The 16,577-nt window shown below is 69.5% G+C and carries 8 protein-coding genes; all 8 read right to left on the minus strand.

Going from position 1 to position 16,577, the window contains the following annotated elements:
• Positions 1-22 precede the first annotated feature (22 nt).
• The 8 genes from GGR24_RS01900 to GGR24_RS01935 all read right to left on the minus strand — a co-directional run bounded on the left by GGR24_RS01900 (position 23) and on the right by GGR24_RS01935 (position 16,540).
• Entirely contained in the window at positions 23-253 is a 231-nt protein-coding gene (locus GGR24_RS01900) for a hypothetical protein (RefSeq protein WP_183393597.1), read from the minus strand.
• A gap of 120 nt (positions 254-373) precedes the next feature.
• Positions 374-3,016, minus strand: coding sequence for a malto-oligosyltrehalose synthase (gene treY, locus GGR24_RS01905; RefSeq protein ID WP_343066163.1), 2,643 nt, complete (start codon positions 3,014-3,016; stop codon positions 374-376).
• Positions 3,013-5,100 carry a 4-alpha-glucanotransferase gene (malQ, locus tag GGR24_RS01910; RefSeq protein WP_183393598.1) on the minus strand — a complete coding sequence of 696 codons (2,088 nt, stop codon included), beginning with the start codon at positions 5,098-5,100 and terminating at the stop codon, positions 3,013-3,015. The genes treY and malQ overlap by 4 nt, the downstream gene beginning before the upstream one ends.
• Positions 5,097-6,842 carry a malto-oligosyltrehalose trehalohydrolase gene (gene treZ / locus GGR24_RS01915; protein ID WP_343066212.1) on the minus strand — a complete coding sequence of 582 codons (1,746 nt, stop codon included), beginning with the start codon at positions 6,840-6,842 and terminating at the stop codon, positions 5,097-5,099. The genes malQ and treZ overlap by 4 nt, the downstream gene beginning before the upstream one ends.
• Positions 6,843-6,855: 13 nt before the next feature.
• The gene (glgX, locus tag GGR24_RS01920; protein ID WP_183393600.1) at positions 6,856-8,982 is read right to left on the minus strand and encodes a glycogen debranching protein GlgX; all 2,127 of its coding nucleotides are present in this window, start codon (positions 8,980-8,982) and stop codon (positions 6,856-6,858) included.
• Positions 8,983-9,045: 63 nt separating this feature from the next.
• Positions 9,046-11,232 carry a 1,4-alpha-glucan branching protein GlgB gene (glgB, locus tag GGR24_RS01925; RefSeq protein WP_183393601.1) on the minus strand — a complete coding sequence of 729 codons (2,187 nt, stop codon included), beginning with the start codon at positions 11,230-11,232 and terminating at the stop codon, positions 9,046-9,048.
• On the minus strand, positions 11,229-14,543 hold the full coding sequence (gene treS, locus GGR24_RS01930; protein ID WP_183393602.1) for a maltose alpha-D-glucosyltransferase: 3,315 nt from the start codon (positions 14,541-14,543) through the stop codon (positions 11,229-11,231). The genes glgB and treS overlap by 4 nt, the downstream gene beginning before the upstream one ends.
• The gene (locus GGR24_RS01935; protein WP_183393603.1) at positions 14,543-16,540 is read right to left on the minus strand and encodes an alpha-1,4-glucan--maltose-1-phosphate maltosyltransferase; all 1,998 of its coding nucleotides are present in this window, start codon (positions 16,538-16,540) and stop codon (positions 14,543-14,545) included. Before GGR24_RS01935 ends, treS begins: the two co-directional genes overlap by 1 nt.
• Between the last annotated feature and the right edge of the window lie 37 nt (positions 16,541-16,577).

Below are 16,577 nucleotides of genomic sequence, written 5' to 3' on the forward strand. Positions count from 1 at the left end.
GAAGGAGAAGGCGCGCAACCGGTCAGGCGCGCGCGAACAGCAATACGTTGCCTTCAGGGTCGTCCGTCGCTTCGCGGACGGCGTCCTCCTGGTCGGCGGCGGCTTCGAGCCGGCCTCGCAGGTTGCGCACCGCGCCCAGCATCTCGAGGCCGAGGCCGAGCGGGGCGCACATCAGGGTCGTCGCATATACGTCCAGAGCCTGACCCAGCAGTTCCGCGTCGTGACGGGAGAGCGGCAGTTTCAGCGTGTCCATGGCCAAACCATCAGGGAGCCGTGGCGCGAGTGGGAGCTCTAATCCTGCGACTCGCGCGGTGTTGGCCGGCTCACTGAATTTCTGCTCTCGCACGGCATGAATTGACATACGCAGTATGTCTCATGCCCCGTCGCCGACGCTCAGCAACGCGACCGGCAGGCTGAGCGCGTCAGCCAAGGAGATCTTGGCCTGAAGCGCGACCTTGCGGCCCGAGAACAGCTCCGTCGCCGATCGGCCGACAAGCTCCGATGGAAGCGTGACGTGGCATTCGCGCAACAGTTCGGGTTTAGCCACAAGGCTCGGGAACGAAGTCTGCTTATCGTAAAGGTTGCGGAGGCCGACCACGCACACGGCTTCCCCGTTGAGCGTCCGCGCGAAAGCCACCACGTCGTCGGCGTTCCCTCCCTCGGCCTTGAGCGGGGTGTAGGCCCCGTCGGCGAACAGCGCGGCGCGCTTGCGGCGCTCGGCCAACACGGTGCTGATCAGGGCCTGCTTCACCGCGCCGTCCCGCCAATGCTCCGCCGCCTCGAGCACGGTCTCGCCGCGGGCGAGGGAGGCCTCGCGCGCCGGGTAGTCGACCGGGCGGCGGTTGTCGGGATCGACCAGAGTAAGGTCCCAGTACTCCGTCCCCTGATAGGTGTCGGGCACGCCGGGGACGGTGAGCTTCAGCAGGATCTGGAGCAGGCCGTTCGCCGCGCCGGCGAGACCGATGCGGTCGGCGAAGGCGGCGATCTCCGCCCGCAGCGGCAGGCCGGGCTCGGTCAGGAGGCGCGTCAGGAGCTCGCGCGCGGCCGTTTCGTAGGGCTCGTTTTGCTTGCTCCAGTCGGTGGCGAGCTTCGCCTCGCGCATGGCCTTCTCCTGCCAAGCCACGAGCCGTTCGGCGAAAGCCTTGCAGCCTTCGAGATCGTCGGGCGCGAGATCATGCGGCCATGCCCCGACGAGCGTCTGGTAGAGGATGGCCTCATCGCCGGGCGCGGGCGCGGCCTCGCTCCGCAGCGGCTCGGCGGCCGCGCGCCAGCGGGTGACGGCCTCCGCCCAGTCCTCCGGGATCTCGCTCAGCACCGCCACCCGCGCGCGGACGTCTTCGCCGCGCTTGTGGTCGTGCGTCGCGGTGGTCAGCATGGCGCGCGGGAAGCTCTTGGCCCGGGCGATCATCTTGTCGTGGAAGGTCTCGACGCTGATCGAGAAGGTCGCGACGTCGAAGCCGACGTCGGTGCGCGAGATCAGGCGGCCGTAGCGGTAGAAGGCGGTGTCCTCGACCGCCTTGGCGGCCACCGGCGCCGACAGCTGCTGGAAGCGCTGGATCGCGCGGTCGCGCAGATAGAGCTGGTCGGCGGGGCCGACCTCGCCGCCGAGCCATTTGTCGAGCAGGTCCAGCACCGGCGCGTCGGCCGGCAGGATCGTCTGCCGGGCCTTCTCCAGCGCGCGGCCGAACAGCTCCTTGTCGGCCTCGGTGCGGCCGGTCGCGGCGGAGGCGTAGGTCCGGTAGGCGGGAAAATGCACCAGCAGCTCGGTCAGCGCGCGCCGGATGGCGGCGCGGGGCGTGTCGCGGGTGTGGTAGTCGAGCCGCGCCACGGCGTGCAGCGCGTTGGTCGCCTGGTCGAGCTGCGCGGAGAAGGATCGGTCGAGGATCTCGCGGCGGGCGATCTCCTCCTCGGCGTGGAAGTCCGGCGAACGGCCGCTGATCTCGGCCCAGAAGGCGCCGAGCTTCTCCTCGCCGCGCGGGTCGTGCAGCAGGGCGCTCACGTCGTCCATGAAGTCGTAGCCGCTGGCGCCGTCGACCTTCCAGTCGGCCGGCAGGCGCTCGCCGGGGCCGAGGATCTTCTCGACGACCAGATAGGCGGGCTGCCTGGCGAGCTCACCGGGCCGTTCGCGCTGCGCCTCCTCGAGATGCTCCCGAAGGTTGCGCGCATAGAGCTTCGGGTCCGCCAGACCGTCGATGTGGTCGACGCGGAAGCCGTCGATCAGCCCTTCCGCATAGAGCCGCAGCAGAAGCTCGTGGGTGGCCTCGAACACGGCGGGATCGGAGATCCTGAGGCCCGCGAGTTCGTTCACGTCGAAGAAGCGCCGCCAGTTGATCTCGTCGCCCGCCACCGTCCAGGAGGCGAGGCGGAAGTTCTGCTTCTCGAGCAGCGCGTGGAGCAGGGCCTCGCCCTCGGGCGTGGTCCCGTCATAGGCCTCGAGGCCGTTCGCCTCGATCTCGAGCCGGTCCTGCGGCCGAAGCGGGAACAGGTGGTCGGCGTAGCGCAGCGTCAGCCCGCCGCGCCGGCCCTCGCGGGTGATCTTGAGCTCGCCGGACCGCAGCGCCTCGCCATAGGACATGCCGAGCGTCGGCAGCAGGATCTTGCCGTCGAGCGCGGGGTCGGCCGGCTCCCAGTCGATGTCGAAGAAATGGCCGAAGCGGCTCCCGCGGCCATAGGCCAGCACGTCGAGCCACCAGGCGTTGTCGTCGCGCCCCACCGCCATGTGGTTCGGGACGATGTCGACGATCATCCCGAGCCCTTCCGCGCGCAGCGCGGCGACCAGGGCGCGGAAGCCCTCCTCGCCGCCGAGCTCGGGATTGACGGTGGTCGGGTCGACCACGTCGTAGCCGTGCATCGAACCGGCGCGCGCGGTCAGGATCGGCGACGAGTAGAGGTGGCTGATCCCGAGCTTGCGCAGATAGGGGACGAGCGGAATGGCCGCCTGGAACGGAAAGTCCTTGTGGAACTGCATCCGCATGGTGGCGCGAGGGGGGTAGGCGGGCGCCTGCGCTTGCGTCACGAGGAACGTCTCCTGTCGAGGGCCGAGAGGCGGCCGGCGGCGTCGGGTTCGGCCAGCAGTTGCGGCGCAGGCGCGGGCAGGCGCCGCCGCCAGTTGGGATGTTCGTCGAGCGTGCCCGGCAGGTTCGGCTGCTCGGTCTGGCCGAGCGCGTCCTCGAGCGGGAGCAGCACCAGCCGCGACGGCGTGGCGCTCAGGAACCGGATCGCGGCGTCCACCACCGGGCCGGTGTCGTCAGGCGCGGGCGGCTCGCCTTCGGCCGCGCCCGCCTCGCGGAAGGTCGCCCATAGCAGCGGCCGATCCGTGGCGCGCTGGGCGGCGGCGCCCGCCTCGTCGTCGCCGAACTGGTCGCCGGGGATCGAGGCCTTGAGCTTGATGTCGGCGCCGGACCACCAGCCGGCCGTGGTCGGCAGGTCATGGGTGGTGCTCATCGCGAGCGCCTCGGGCGGATAGGCGCTGGGGGCGAAGAAGCGCCGCTCGTCCCGTTCGAACTGCAGCACGCGCATGCCCGCCACCCCGGCCTCCGCCAGACGCTCGCGAAAACCCTCCGGCACGGTGCCGAGATCCTCGCCGACCACCACGGCGCCGTGGCGGTGGGACTCGAGCGCGATCAGCCTGAGCATGTCGTCGAGCGGCAGGCTGAGATAGGCGCCCTCCGTGGCGCGCGCGCCGTCGGGCGCCATCCACAGCCGGGTGAGCCCCATGACGTGGTCGATCCGCACGCCGCCGGCGTGCCGCATGCAGGCGCGCAGCGTCGCCAGGAAGGGCGCGAAGCCTGTCGCCCTGAGCGCGAGCGGCGAGAAGGTCGCGAGCCCCCAGGACTGGCCGTTCGGATTGAACAGATCCGGCGGAGAGCCGACCGAAAGGCCGACCAGCACGTCCCTGTGCCGGCTCCAGGCGTGGCTGCCGCCGGCGTCCATGCCGACCGCGAGGTCAGAGATCAGGCCGATCGACATGCCGGAATCGCGCGCGGCCTTCTGGGCGGCGGCGAGCGAGCGGTCCGCGATCCACTGCATGAAGCTGTGGAAGTCGACCTCGCCGGCCGCCCGCGCCGCGAACGCCGCGACTTCCGGGCTGTCGGGATCGCGCAGCGGCTCGGGCCATGAGCGCCAGTCCCACTGCGAGGGATCGGCGCCGAAACGCTCGGCGTGCAGCGCCTCGAAGCGCGCGTGCTGCTCCAGCAACTCCCCGCCTTCCTTGCGGAAGGCCGCGAAATCGAGCGCGAGGCGGCCGCCCGGCTGCTGCGCCTGATCGAAGGCGCGGAAGCTCTCGAACAGGGTGCGCAGCGTGGCGAGCTTGGCGGCGGCGGCCGTCGGCCAGTCGATCAGACCCGCGCCTTCGCCGGCGCGCCGCGTGTCGCCGACGCCCGAAGCCTCGATGGCCTCCGCGACCCGGTCCTCGCCGAACAGGAACTCCGGGTCGGCGTTGAGCGGATTGAGGAACAGGCGGCTCGACGGCGAATAGGGCCCGAAATGGTGCGGATCGGCGCTGAAGCCGGCATGCAGCGGGCTCAGCGCGAGCGCGTCCGCTCCCGCGCGGCCGAGCGTGTCGGCGAGCGCCGCGACGCCGCCCATGTCGCCGATGCCGCCGTCGCCGCGGCGCGGCAGGCCGTAGACCTGCGCCGCCACGCCCCACATCCGGCGGCCGCCGCCGGCGTCGAGGATGCTCCTGCCACAGGTGGGCGCGGCCGCGATCGTCACGACCTGGTCGCCGACTTCGAGGCGGTGATAGCCGGGCTCCAGGACCGGGCGCATCAGGGCGAGCCCGCCCGGGGCCTCGCCGAGCGTCAGGTCGAAGGTCGCGCCGTCCTCGCGCACGAAGCGGGCGGGCGCGTTCGGCCGGGCCTTCAGGGCGAAGGACTGGCCGACGGGGGCGGTGACGAGCGGCTCGGGGGTCCGGTCGATCTGGTCGAGCCGGTTCAGCGAGTCCTGCGCGTCGGCGTCCGTCCCGCAGGGAAGGTCCATCGCGTCCAGCAGACGGCGCAGCGCGTCCGGCGCGACGGTCTGTTGCTCCCCTGCCTGATCCGTCCAGTCGACCGCGAAGCCGACGCGGGTGGCGACCTTGCTAACGAGATCGTCCTTGCTCAAGCGGCGCGCTCCAACAACGCTACGGTCGTGTAGCCGGGCAGCGTTCCGGCCGCGGCGGCCTCGGCGGCGCCGGAGGACGATTCAAACAGCACGGGTCCGGCGAGACCGGACGCCGCGATCGAAGCATCGGCGAGGTTCACCGCGATGGTGAGCACGGCCCCGTCCTCCGCCTTCCAGCGCGAGACGACGGCCTTGGGTCCGATCACCTCGGCGCCCGCCGGGGCGAAGCCGGGAAGGCGGGGCGTTATCTCGGCGGCGCGCAGCGACAGCAGGCGCCGGAACAACGCCGTTCGGGCCTCCGCCCGCTGCGGGTGCGGCTCGGGGATCGAGGCCTCGAAGGTCTCGACCGCGTTCGGGTCCGGCACCTCGGCGCCCGCGAAGGCGGCGAACTTGGCGAACTCCTTCCGCCGGCCCTCCCGGACCGCGTCGGCCAGGTCGCCATGATGGTCGGTGAAAAACAGGAAGGGGGTCTCGCTGGCGACCTCCTCTCCCATGAAGATCATCGGCACCTGCGGGCACAGCAGCAGCACGGCGGTGGCGGCCTCGACGCCCTCCGGCGGGGCGAGCTTCGTCAGGCGATCGCCGAAGGCGCGGTTGCCGATCTGGTCGTGGTTCTGCAGGAAGCTGACGAAGGCGGTCGGCGGCAGATGGGCGCTCGGCGTGCCGCGCGGCTTGCCGCCCTGATGCGGCGAGGGATCGCCCTGGTAGACGAAGCCCTCCTGCAGCGTGCGGGCGAGCTTGCCGGCCGTGTCGTGGGCGAAGTCTTCGTAATAGCCCTCGTGCTCTCCCGTCAGCAGCACATGGAAGACGTGGTGGAAGTCGTCGTTCCACTGCGCGTCCACCTCGCCGGCGAGGTGGCTCTGCTCGTTGAACTCGTTCTCGAGGATGAGGTGGACGTAGCGGCCGTCCTGCTCGGCTTCGCGCACGGCGCGCGCAGTCTCGTCGATCCAGTCCTGCTCGGAGATCGCGTGGACGGCGTCCATGCGCAGGCCGTCGAAGCGATACTCCTGGAGCCAGAACAGCATGTTCTCGGTGAAGTAGCTGCGCACCTCCGGGAGCCGGAAGTCGATCGCGCCGCCCCAGGGGGTCTGGAGGTCGTCCCGGAACATCGGCGGCGCATAGGCGCCGATGTAGTTCCCGTCCGGGCCGAAGTGGTTGTAGACCACGTCGAGGATCATCATCAGGCCGAGCTCGTGGGCGCGGTCGACCAGCGCCTTGAGCTCCTCCGGCGTGCCGTAGGCAGCGTCCGGCGCATAGGGCAGCACGCCGTCATAGCCCCAGTTCCGGGTCCCGGGAAAATCCGCGATCGGCATCAGCTCGATCGCCGTCACGCCGAGCTCGGCGAGCAGGGGCAGGGCTTCCGCCACGCCGACGAAGCCCCCGAAGCAGCCGACATGCAGCTCGTACACGACGGCTTCCTGCCAGGGCCGGCCGCGCCAGTCGCCCGATCGCCAGGAATAGGCCTTCGGGTCGACCACCACGCTCCAGCCATGCACGTCGCCGTCCTGGAAGCGCGAAGCCGGGTCCGGGACCGTCAGCCCGTCCGGCAGATGGAAGCGGTAGCGGGCGCCGGCCGGAACCTCGACCGTCTTGCTGAACCAGCCCCCGTCCTCGGGATCCATCAGGATCGGATCGCGGTCGCGGATCTCGAGCCGGACCTCCGGATGCGCGGGCGCCCAGAAGCGGAACGTCGCGCGGCCATCGGAAAAGGCCGCGCCGAAAGGCAGGCGGCGTTCGAACACGGAGGGCAAAAAGCTAAGCTCCCGATGGGCCGGACGGGGATCCCGGCTCTGGCGAGGGGACGAGGGAAAGGCCGAGCACCGCGCTTTTCGCCGCGACCTGCACCACCTCGCGATCGACGACGCGCTCAGGCGCGTCGGGCCGGGCGCTGTCGATCAGGAGAAAGGTGGGCAGGCCCGGAGAGGGCAGCCGGAACGCGCGGTCCTTGTCGGTCGGATTGAGCATGAGAGTGAGAATGGGCGTCGAGCCGTCCTCGCGGCGCTCGGCGCGGCGGAGCGTCAACGTTCGCTCCGCAGGGTCGTTCCAGGCCTCCGCGCTGATTGGCTCGCCGTGCTCGTCGAACCACGCGATGTCGAGCACGCCCGGCGCCGGCTCCTCCCGCCCGTGCAGGAAATTCTTCGAGCGGAGAACCGGCTGCGCTTTGCGGAGCGCGATCAGACGGGCGACGAAGGCCGTCAGGGCCGCGCCCTCGTCCTCCTCGGCGAGCGTCCAGTCGATCCACGAAATCTCGTTGTCCTGCGCGTAGGCGTTGTTGTTGCCCCGCTGGCTGCGGCCGAACTCGTCGCCCGCCAGCAGCATGGGCGTGCCGTTGGCGAAGATCGTGGTGGTGAGCATGGCGCGCGCCACACGGCCTCTGATCGTCCGGATGATGGGGTCGAAGGTCGGGCCCTCGACGCCCCAGTTCGCCGAATAGTTCTCGTGGTGGCCGTCGCGGTTCTCCTCGCCGTTGGCGTGGTTGTGTCGCGCGACGTAGGAGGTCGCGTCGGCCAGCGTGTAGCCGTCATGCGAGGCGACGTAGTTGATCGAGGCCCACGGCTTCCTCGAACGGCGGTCGAACAGGTCGCTGGAGCCGGCGAGCCGCGCGGCGAGCTCGGGGCGCTGGCCGCCGTCGCCGCGCCAGAAGCGGCGCACGCTGTCCCGGAACCTGTCGTTCCATTCCGCGAAGCCCGGCGGGTGGTGGCCGAGCTGGTAGCCGCCCGGACCGATGTCCCACGGTTCCGAGATCAGCTTGACCCGGGCGAGGGTCGGATCCTGCCGCAACGCGTCGAAGAAGCCCGAGCCGGGATCGAAGCCATGGGCCTCGCGGCCGAGCGTCACCCCGAGGTCGAAGCGGAACCCGTCGACGTGGTAGGCCTCAACCCAGTACCGCAAGCTGTCCATGACCACCTGAAGCACCCGGGGGTGCGAAAGGTTCACGGTGTTGCCGGTGCCGGTGTCGTTTACGCAGTAGCGCGGCTCGCCCTCGATCAGCCGGTAGTAGCTGGCGTTGTCGAGTCCGCGGAACGACAGGGTGGGACCGAGCTCGCTGCCCTCGGCGGTGTGGTTGTAGACGACGTCGAGGATGACCTCGAGGCCGGCCGCGTGCAGCCGGCGAATCGCAACCTTGAGCTCGTTCAGCGAGCCGTCGGAAAGATACCGGGCCTCGGGCGCGAAGAAGCCGAGCGTGTTGTAGCCCCAGTAGTTCCTCAGGCCTTTCTCGACGAGCACGCGGTCCTGCAGGAAGGCGTGGATCGGCAGAAGCTCGATCGCGGTGACGCCCAGCCGCTTGTAGTGCTCGATCATCGGCGGGCTCGCCAGCGCCGCGAAGGTGCCGCGCTCGTGGGCGCGGATGTCCTGGCGCAGCATCGTCAGGCCGCGGACATGCGCCTCGTAGATGACGGTGTCGCTCCACGGCGTGTTGGGCGGCCGGTCGTCTCCCCAGTTGAAGACGTCGTCGGTCACCACCGCCTTCGGCATCGCGGGCGCGCTGTCCCGCCGGTCCATGGTCAGGTCGGCGCGCGGGCTGTGCAGGCGGTAGCCGTAGAGCGCGTCGGACCAGCGCACCTCGCCCGCGATCTGCTTGGCGTAGGGGTCGAGCAGCAGCTTGTGCGGGTTGAAGCGGTGCCCGTCCTGCGGCTCGTAGGGGCCGTGCGCGCGGAAACCGTAGAGCAGTCCTGCGCGGGCGTCGGGCAGATAGCCGTGGAAGACCTCGTCGGTCTTCTCCGGCAGGGGCATCCGGGCGATCTCCCGGCGCCCCGAGGGGTCGAAAAGGCAGAGGTCGATCTGCTCGGCGTGCGCGGAGAACACCGCGAAGTTCACGCCGAGCCCGTCCCAGGTCGCCCCGAGCGGGTAAGGCGAGCCGGGCTCCAGGACCCCGCTCACGAGCCGCCCCCTCGGACGGCTTTCGTCCCTCTAAGAGCGGAGAACGGAGCGCTCGGCCGGCGGTCAGGCGGGCCTGAGCGCCACGACGCCAAGCGGCGGAAGCGTGAGGTCGAGCGCCTGCTGCTCGCCGTGGCTGGCGGCCTCGACGGTCGGGACCGCGCCCCCATTGCCGACGTTGGATCCGCCATAGATCTCCGCATCCGTGTTGATGATCTCCCGCCAGACCCCGGCCGTCGGGACGCCGATGCGATATCCGTGCCGAGGCACGGGCGTCATGTTCGCGACGACCAGCACGGGCGGGGCGCCCGCCTCACCGTAGCGCAAGAACGCGAACACCGAGTTGGCGCGATCGTCGCCGATCATCCAGCGGAAGCCGGCCGGCTCGGCGTCCTTGGCATGCAGGGCGCCCTCCGCCGCGTAGACGCGGTTCAGGTCGCGGATCAGGCGCTGCACGCCCGCGTGATTGGGGTTGTCGAGCGCGGGCCAGTCGAGCTGGTCGTCATGGTTCCACTCGCGCCCCTGCGCGATCTCGCCGCCCATGAACAGCAGCTTCTTTCCCGGATGGGTCCACATCAGGCCGTACAGGGCGCGCAGATTGGCGAATTTCTGCCACGCGTCGCCCGGCATCTTGCCCAGCAGCGAGCCCTTGCCGTGCACCACCTCGTCATGGCTCAGCGGCAGCACGAACTTCTCCGAAAAGGCGTAGACCAGCCCGAAGGTGATCCCGTCATGATCGTACTGACGGTAGATCGGGTTCTGCTGCATGTAATGCAGCGTGTCGTGCATCCAGCCCATGTTCCACTTGTAGTGGAAGCCAAGTCCGTTCTCCTCGGTCGGGCGGGTGACGCCGGGCCACGCCGTCGATTCCTCCGCGATCGTCATCGCGCTCGGGACCCGCTCCCGCACCACCGCGTTCATGTGCTGGAGGAAGGCGACCGCCTCCAGGTTCTCGCGCCCGCCATACTGGTTCGGGATCCACTCGCCGGCCTTGCGGCTGTAGTCGCGGTAGAGCATCGACGCGACGGCGTCGACGCGCAGCCCGTCGACGTGGAAGCGCTCCAGCCAGAACAGTCCGCTCGCGATCAGGAAGTTCTGCACCTCGCGGCGGCCGAAATTGTAGATCGCGGTGTTCCAGTCGATGTGGAAGCCTTCGCGCGGGTCGGCGTGCTCGTAGAGCGCTGTGCCGTCGAAGCGGTAGAGGCCGTGGCTGTCGGTCGGGAAATGCGCCGGAACCCAGTCGACCACCACGCCGATGCCGGCCGCATGCGCGGCGTCCACGAAGCGGGCGAAATCCTCGGGCGCGCCGTACCGGCCGGTCGGCGCGAACAGGCCGAGCGGCTGATAGCCCCACGAGCCGCCGAACGGATGCTCGGCCACGGGCAGCAGTTCGATATGGGTGAAGCCGAGATCGGCCACGTAGGGGATGAGCTTCTCGATCGCGAAGCTCCAGTCGACCTCGCGACCGTTAGGCTTCATCCACGAGCCGAGATGAACCTCATAGAAGCTGAGCGGCGCCTCCGGCGCCTGGCGCTCGCCCCGTCGCGCCATCCACTCGTGGTCCGTCCAGGCGTAGGGCTCAGCGGACGCCACGATCGAGGCGGTGCCGGGCGCCTTCTCGGCGGAGCGGGCGATCGGGTCGGCCTTGTCGGGCAGCCGCGAGCCGTCGGGGCCGATCAGCGCGAACTTGTAACGCTCGCCGGGCCTCAGCCGCGGAACGAAGATCTCCCAAACGCCGGAAGGCAGACGGCGGCGCATGCCGTGCCGGCGGCTGTCCCAGGAGTTGAAGTCGCCGATGACCGAGACGCGCCGGGCGTTGGGCGCCCAGACCGCGAAGCGCACGCCCTCGACGCCGTCGATGGTCATCGGGTTGGCGCCGAGCGCGGAGGCGAGCTCGAAGTGCCGGGATTCGCCAAGCAGATGGAGGTCGAGGTCGCCGAGCAGGAGCCCGAACGAATACGGGTCCTCGGTTTCCTGAACGCCGCCCGGCCATTCGATCCTCAGCAGATAGGGATCGACGCCGGAGATCGGGCCCTCGAACACGCCAGTGCCCTCGATCTCGCGCAGGACGCCGAGCGGCCGACGATCATCGCGCGACACGACCTCGACGGAAGCCGCGCCCGGCAGGACGGCGCGCACATAGGGTCCGTCGCCGTCGTCACGCCGGCCGAGCGCTCCGAAGGGATCGCCGTGCGTTCCATCGGCGAGCGCCGCCAGGGCGCCGGAGTTGAGCGACGTCGTCGCCACGCTCATGCCGCGCCTCCTTCCTCGGGAGCGAGCCGTTGGGCGAGCGCGTGGAGGCCGCCCAGCGGCACGTCGAGCCAGCTCGGCCGGTTCGCCGCCTCATAGGCGATCTCGTAAGCCGCCTTCTCGATCAGGAACATGTCCAGCAGCTCCACGGATAGCGGCAGCCCGGCGGCCAGGGTGGTCTGGCGATAGGCGTTGAGGAAGGCTTCGGCCGCGTCGGAGCGGAAGCGCTCCAGGAAGTCCTCGCGGCGCGCGCCGGAGACGTGCGGAGACGACTGCTCGTTGCGGCCGACCATCGCGGCCGCATAGTCGAAGGACCGCAGCACGCCGGCGACGTCGCGCAGCGGGCTCGCCTTGCCGCGTCGCTCCTCGAGGGGCCGGGCCGGCTCCCCCTCGAAGTCGATGAAGACCGCGTCCTCGCCCGCGACGAGGATCTGGCCGAGATGGAGGTCGCCGTGGATGCGCGTCACCGGGGAGCCGATGCCGGTATCCGCCAGCCGCCCGATCGCCGCCTCGAGCGCGTCCTTGCGCCTGATGAGCGACGCCGAGCGCTCGGCGTCTTCCTCGCGCTCCCAGTCCGACCGCGCCTCGAGCGCGTGCATGGCCCCCTCGAGCAGGCTCAGGGCGCGCTTCTTCCAGCTCTCGACCTCGCGGGTCGTGGCGGACAGCGGCGCGAAGTCCGGCTCGGAGCTCGGGCGCGCCAGCACGCCGTGCAGCTCCGCGAGGCGCGCGCCCAGATTGCCGGCGAACCGCGTGAACTCGGTGAAGCGGTGGTGTTCGGACATGTCGCCGCCGCCGGCCGCGCCGAAATCGTCGAGGGCGCGGGTGAGATGGTCGAGCGTCCACTGCCAGGCGTCGCCCTGGTTGCGGACATAGCCCTGGATGATCGCGAGCGTCGCGCGCGAGCCGTCGGCCGCGACGCGCACCATCTCGCCCAGGAAGGGCGCGGCGTTGCCGTAGCCCTGCTCGGTCAGGTAGCGCCCCATCTCGGCTTCCGGGTGGACGCCGGGGGCGACCTTGCGGAGCAGCTTGATCATCATCGCGTCGCCGGCGATCAGCGACGAGTTGGACTGCTCGGCCGAGAGCCAGTGGATCTCGGCGTCCTCGGGCAGCTCCGGAATCTCCACGCCCGCGGCGCGTTCGAAGATGATCTCGCCTTCGCCGCTCTTGAGGCGCTTGCCTTCCCGCAGGGAGCTCCCGATCGCGAATGCGAAGGACGGCAGCGCGAAGGCGTCGGTCAGAAGCTGGACCTCGCGGCCGCGGCGGACGCGGGCGAGCGCCAGCCGGCTCGCGAGCGCGGACAGGCGCTCGTCCTCCGAGACCACCGCGAGCGGGAGCAGCCAGCGCGTCGGCTCGGCGCCGCCGGTGACTTCGACCTCGATCAGGCCGATCTCCTGTGCGCCCCCCGGCAGACGGGAAAGCGCCTTGATCCGCGCCACGATCTGCTTCTGGTCCTTGCCTGAGAACCAGCGGCGTTTCGCCAGATAGCTCGGCAGCACGGCGCTCTCGAGCGTCTTGCGAGCTTCCGTCTGCATCGCGTCGTCCACGCCTGCGCGCAGCACGAGTGTCTCGTAGTCAGCCATGGGTTCGGGCGCCGGGGTATGCCAGGCGGGCCGGGCTTCCTCGGTGGCGAGGACGAACCAGTAGAACCCGTATGGCGGGAGGGTGAGGAGGTAGGTCAGCTGGCCGATCGGCGGGAACACCGATCCCGCCGTCAGTTCGACCGGCACGCGGCCGGCGAACTCTGAAAGCTCGAGCTCCACCGCCTGCGGGGACCGTCCCATATTGGCCACGCACAGGATGGTCTCGCCTTCGTGCTCGCGCAGATAGGCCAGCACCCGGCGGTTCTGCGGGAACAGGAACCTGATGCTGCCACGGCCGAAGGCCGGGTGCTGTCGCCGCGTCGCCAGCATGCGGCGCGTCCAGTTCAGCAGCGAATGCGGGTCGCGGGCCTGCGCTTCCACATTGACGGCGTAGTAGCCGTAGAGCGGGTCCATCACCGGCGGCAGCACCAGCGACGCCGGGTCGGCGCGCGAGAAGCCGCCGTTCCGGTCGATCGACCACTGCATCGGCGTGCGCACGCCGTCGCGGTCGCCGAGATGGATGTTGTCCCCCATGCCGATCTCGTCGCCGTAGTAGATCACCGGCGTGCCGGGCATCGACAGCAGCAGGCAGTTCATCAACTCGATGCGGCGCCGGTCGCGCTCCATGAGCGGGGCGAGACGGCGGCGGATGCCGAGGTTGATGCGGGCGCGCTTGTCGGAGGCGTAGGTGTTCCAGAGGTAGTCGCGCTCCTTGTCGGTGACCATCTCGAGCGTCAGCTCGTCGTGGTTCCGCAGGAAGATCGCCCACTGGCAGTTGTCCGGGATCGCCGGCGTCTGCCGCATGATGTCGGTGATCGGGAAGCGGTCCTCGCGCGCGATCGCCATGTACATCCGCGGCATCAGCGGGAAGTGGAACGCCATGTGGCATTCGTCGCCGTCGCCGAAATAGTCCTTGGTGTCCTCCGGCCACATGTTGGCCTCGGCGATCAGGAACCGGTCCGGATAGGTGCGGTCGAGCTCGGCCCTGATCTTCTTCAGGATGTCGTGGGTCTCGGGCAGGTTCTCGTTGGAGGTGCCGTCGCGCTCGATCAGGTAGGGGACCGCGTCGAGGCGCAGCCCGTCGATGCCGAGGTCGAGCCAGAACTTCATCACCCCGAACACGGCCTTCAGCACGGCAGGGTTCTCGAAGTTCAGGTCGGGCTGGTGGCTGTAGAACCGGTGCCAGAAATACTGGCCGGCGACCGGGTCCCAGGTCCAGTTCGACCGCTCGGTGTCGAGGAAGATGATGCGCGTTCCGGAGTAGAGCGTGTCGTCGTCCGACCAGACGTAGAAGTTGCGGTGCGCGGAGCCCTTCTTGGCCTTGCGCGCCCGCTGGAACCAGGGGTGTTGGTCCGAGGTGTGGTTGATGACGAGCTCGGAGACGACCTTCAGGCCCCGCCGATGCGCCTCGTGGATGAAGCGCTTCACGTCGGCGAGCGTGCCGTAGTCCGGCGAGACGCCCTTGTATTCGGAGATGTCGTAGCCGTCGTCGAGCCGCGGGCTCGGATAGAACGGCAGAAGCCAGATCACGCTGACGCCGAGGCCCGCGATGTAGTCGAGCTTCGAGATCAGGCCCGGGAAATCGCCGATGCCGTCCTCGTTCGAGTCGAAGAACGACTTGACGTGCAACTGGTAGATGATCGCGTCCTTGTACCACAAGGGATCGACGCCCTCGCGGGTGACGACGGTTCCGCGCGGCTTGGTCAGCTCGGCGTGGGCCACGGGCGCATTCATCAAGCGACTCCCTGGAGGCGGGTCAGCCTCCACACGTGAAACGGCATTTCCCGGGGGTTGAAATAGACCGATTGGGTCTTGCCGGTCAGCGTGAAACGATTGCCGCGCATGAGATCCTCCACGGCCAGTGCGCCATGGTCGGGAAGACCAAACTCCCAAAGCGGCAATTCGTAGGTCGCGTGGCGTTCAAAATCCGGATCGAGCGAGATGAGGACGAGGATCATCTCGTCGAGCGGGGCGCCGTCCGGCGAGCCGCCCGGCTTGCCGAAGCACAGCACCATGTCGTCGAACGCGTTGTAGAAGCGGACGTTGAGGTGCGTCTGGAGCGCCGGGTTCTCGCGCCTGATGCGGTTCAGGCGGGTGATCTCGGTGATGATGTTGCCGGGCTGGTTCCAGTTCCGGACTCGGATCTCGTACTTCTCGCTGTCGAGATACTCCTCCTTGCCCGGCAGCGGCGCGGCCTCGCAAAGCTCGAAGCCGTTGTACATGCCCCAGAGGCCCGACAGCGTGGTGGCGAGCGCCGCCCGGATCAGGAAGCCGGCGCGCCCCGACGTCTGCAGGAAGAACGGGTTGATGTCAGGCGTGTTGACAAAGAAGTGCGGCCTGAAGAAATGCTTCGGGTCCGCGGTGCTCAGCTCCGTCAGGTACTCCTGAATTTCCTGCTTGTGGTTGCGCCAGGTGAAGTAGGTGTAGGACTGCGAGTATCCGAGCTTGGCGAGCCGATACATCACCTTCGGGCGCGTGAAGGCCTCGGCCAGGAAGATCACGTCGGGATGTTCGGCGCGGATGTCGGCGATCATCCATTCCCAGAAGGCGAACGACTTGGTGTGCGGGTTGTCGACCCGGAAGGTCTTCACGCCCTGCTCGACCCAGTACAGCACGACGTCGCGCAGCGCCTGCCACAGGCCGGGCACCGCGTCGGGCGCGTAGAAGTCGACGTTGACGATGTCCTGGTACTTTTTCGGCGGGTTCTCGGCGTATTTGATGGTGCCGTCCGGCCGCCAGTCGAACCAGCCCGGATGCTCCTTGAGCCAGGGATGGTCGGGCGAGCACTGGATCGCGAAGTCGAGCGCGATTTCGAGCCCGTGCTGCGCGGCGGCCGCGACCAGCTCGCGGAAATCCTCGATGGTGCCGAGCTCCGGATGCACGGCGTCATGGCCGCCCTCGGCCGATCCGATGGCGTAGGGGCTGCCGACATCCGCCGGCCCGGGGGTCAGGGTGTTGTTGCGGCCCTTGCGATTGGTCTCGCCGATCGGGTGGATCGGCGGGAAATAGAGGACGTCGAAGCCCATGTCGCGGATCATCGGCAGCCGCCGGATGACGTCGCGGAACGAGCCGTGGCGGTTGGGATCGCCGCTCTCGGAACGTGGGAACAGTTCGTACCAGCTCGCGAACTCCGCCTGGATCCGCTCCACCTCTAGCGGATAGGAGTCGCTGCGCGAGGCGAAGGCGCGCCGGTCCGCCCTGAGCGCGGCCTCATGGGTCGCCCGCGAGAGCAGCTGGCTCACCCGGTCCGCCACGTCGGAATCGCGCGCCCTCAGGATCAGGTCGACCAGCGGCCGCGCCGCCTCGGGGCGGGCGGCGGAGGCCAGCTTCTCGAGCAGGATCAGGCCTTCCTCGGTCTCCAGCGAGACGTCCAGGCCGACCTCGCGCTTCTTGGTCAGGTCGCGCCGGAACGTCCCGAACTCGTCCCACCAGGCCTCGACGACGATCTCGTGCCGCCCGATCGCCTCGGGCGTCAGCACGGCCCGCCAGCGGTCGTTCGCGATCAGCCGCATCGGCGCCCGGCGGAACTCCTGGTCGTCCGGGCCTCGCCACAGCACGTCGGCGAGCAGCATGTCGTGGCCGTCGGCGAAAATGTCGGCCTCGACCGTGACGGGCCGGCCGACGATCGTCTTCACCGGGAAACGCCCGGCGTCGACCGTAGGGCTCAGCGCCTCGATCGCGATCCGGGGCCGCCTGGCCGCCTCGACGGCTCCGGCAGAGTCATCACGCATAAAAAGGGCTCCGGCTGGTTCAGCGACTGGCAGGGTG

The organism is Hansschlegelia beijingensis (assembly GCF_014196425.1).
Taxonomy (GTDB): domain Bacteria; phylum Pseudomonadota; class Alphaproteobacteria; order Rhizobiales; family Methylopilaceae; genus Methylopila; species Methylopila beijingensis.

Coding starts and splice junctions, on each gene's coding strand:
- GGR24_RS01900 (WP_183393597.1), bottom strand. CDS start 253: ATGGACACGCTGAAACTGCCGCTCTCCCGTCACGACGCGGAACTGCTG.
- glgB (WP_183393601.1), bottom strand. CDS start 11,232: ATGAGCGTGGCGACGACGTCGCTCAACTCCGGCGCCCTGGCGGCGCTC.
- treS (WP_183393602.1), bottom strand. CDS start 14,543: ATGAATGCGCCCGTGGCCCACGCCGAGCTGACCAAGCCGCGCGGAACC.
- GGR24_RS01935 (WP_183393603.1), bottom strand. CDS start 16,540: ATGCGTGATGACTCTGCCGGAGCCGTCGAGGCGGCCAGGCGGCCCCGG.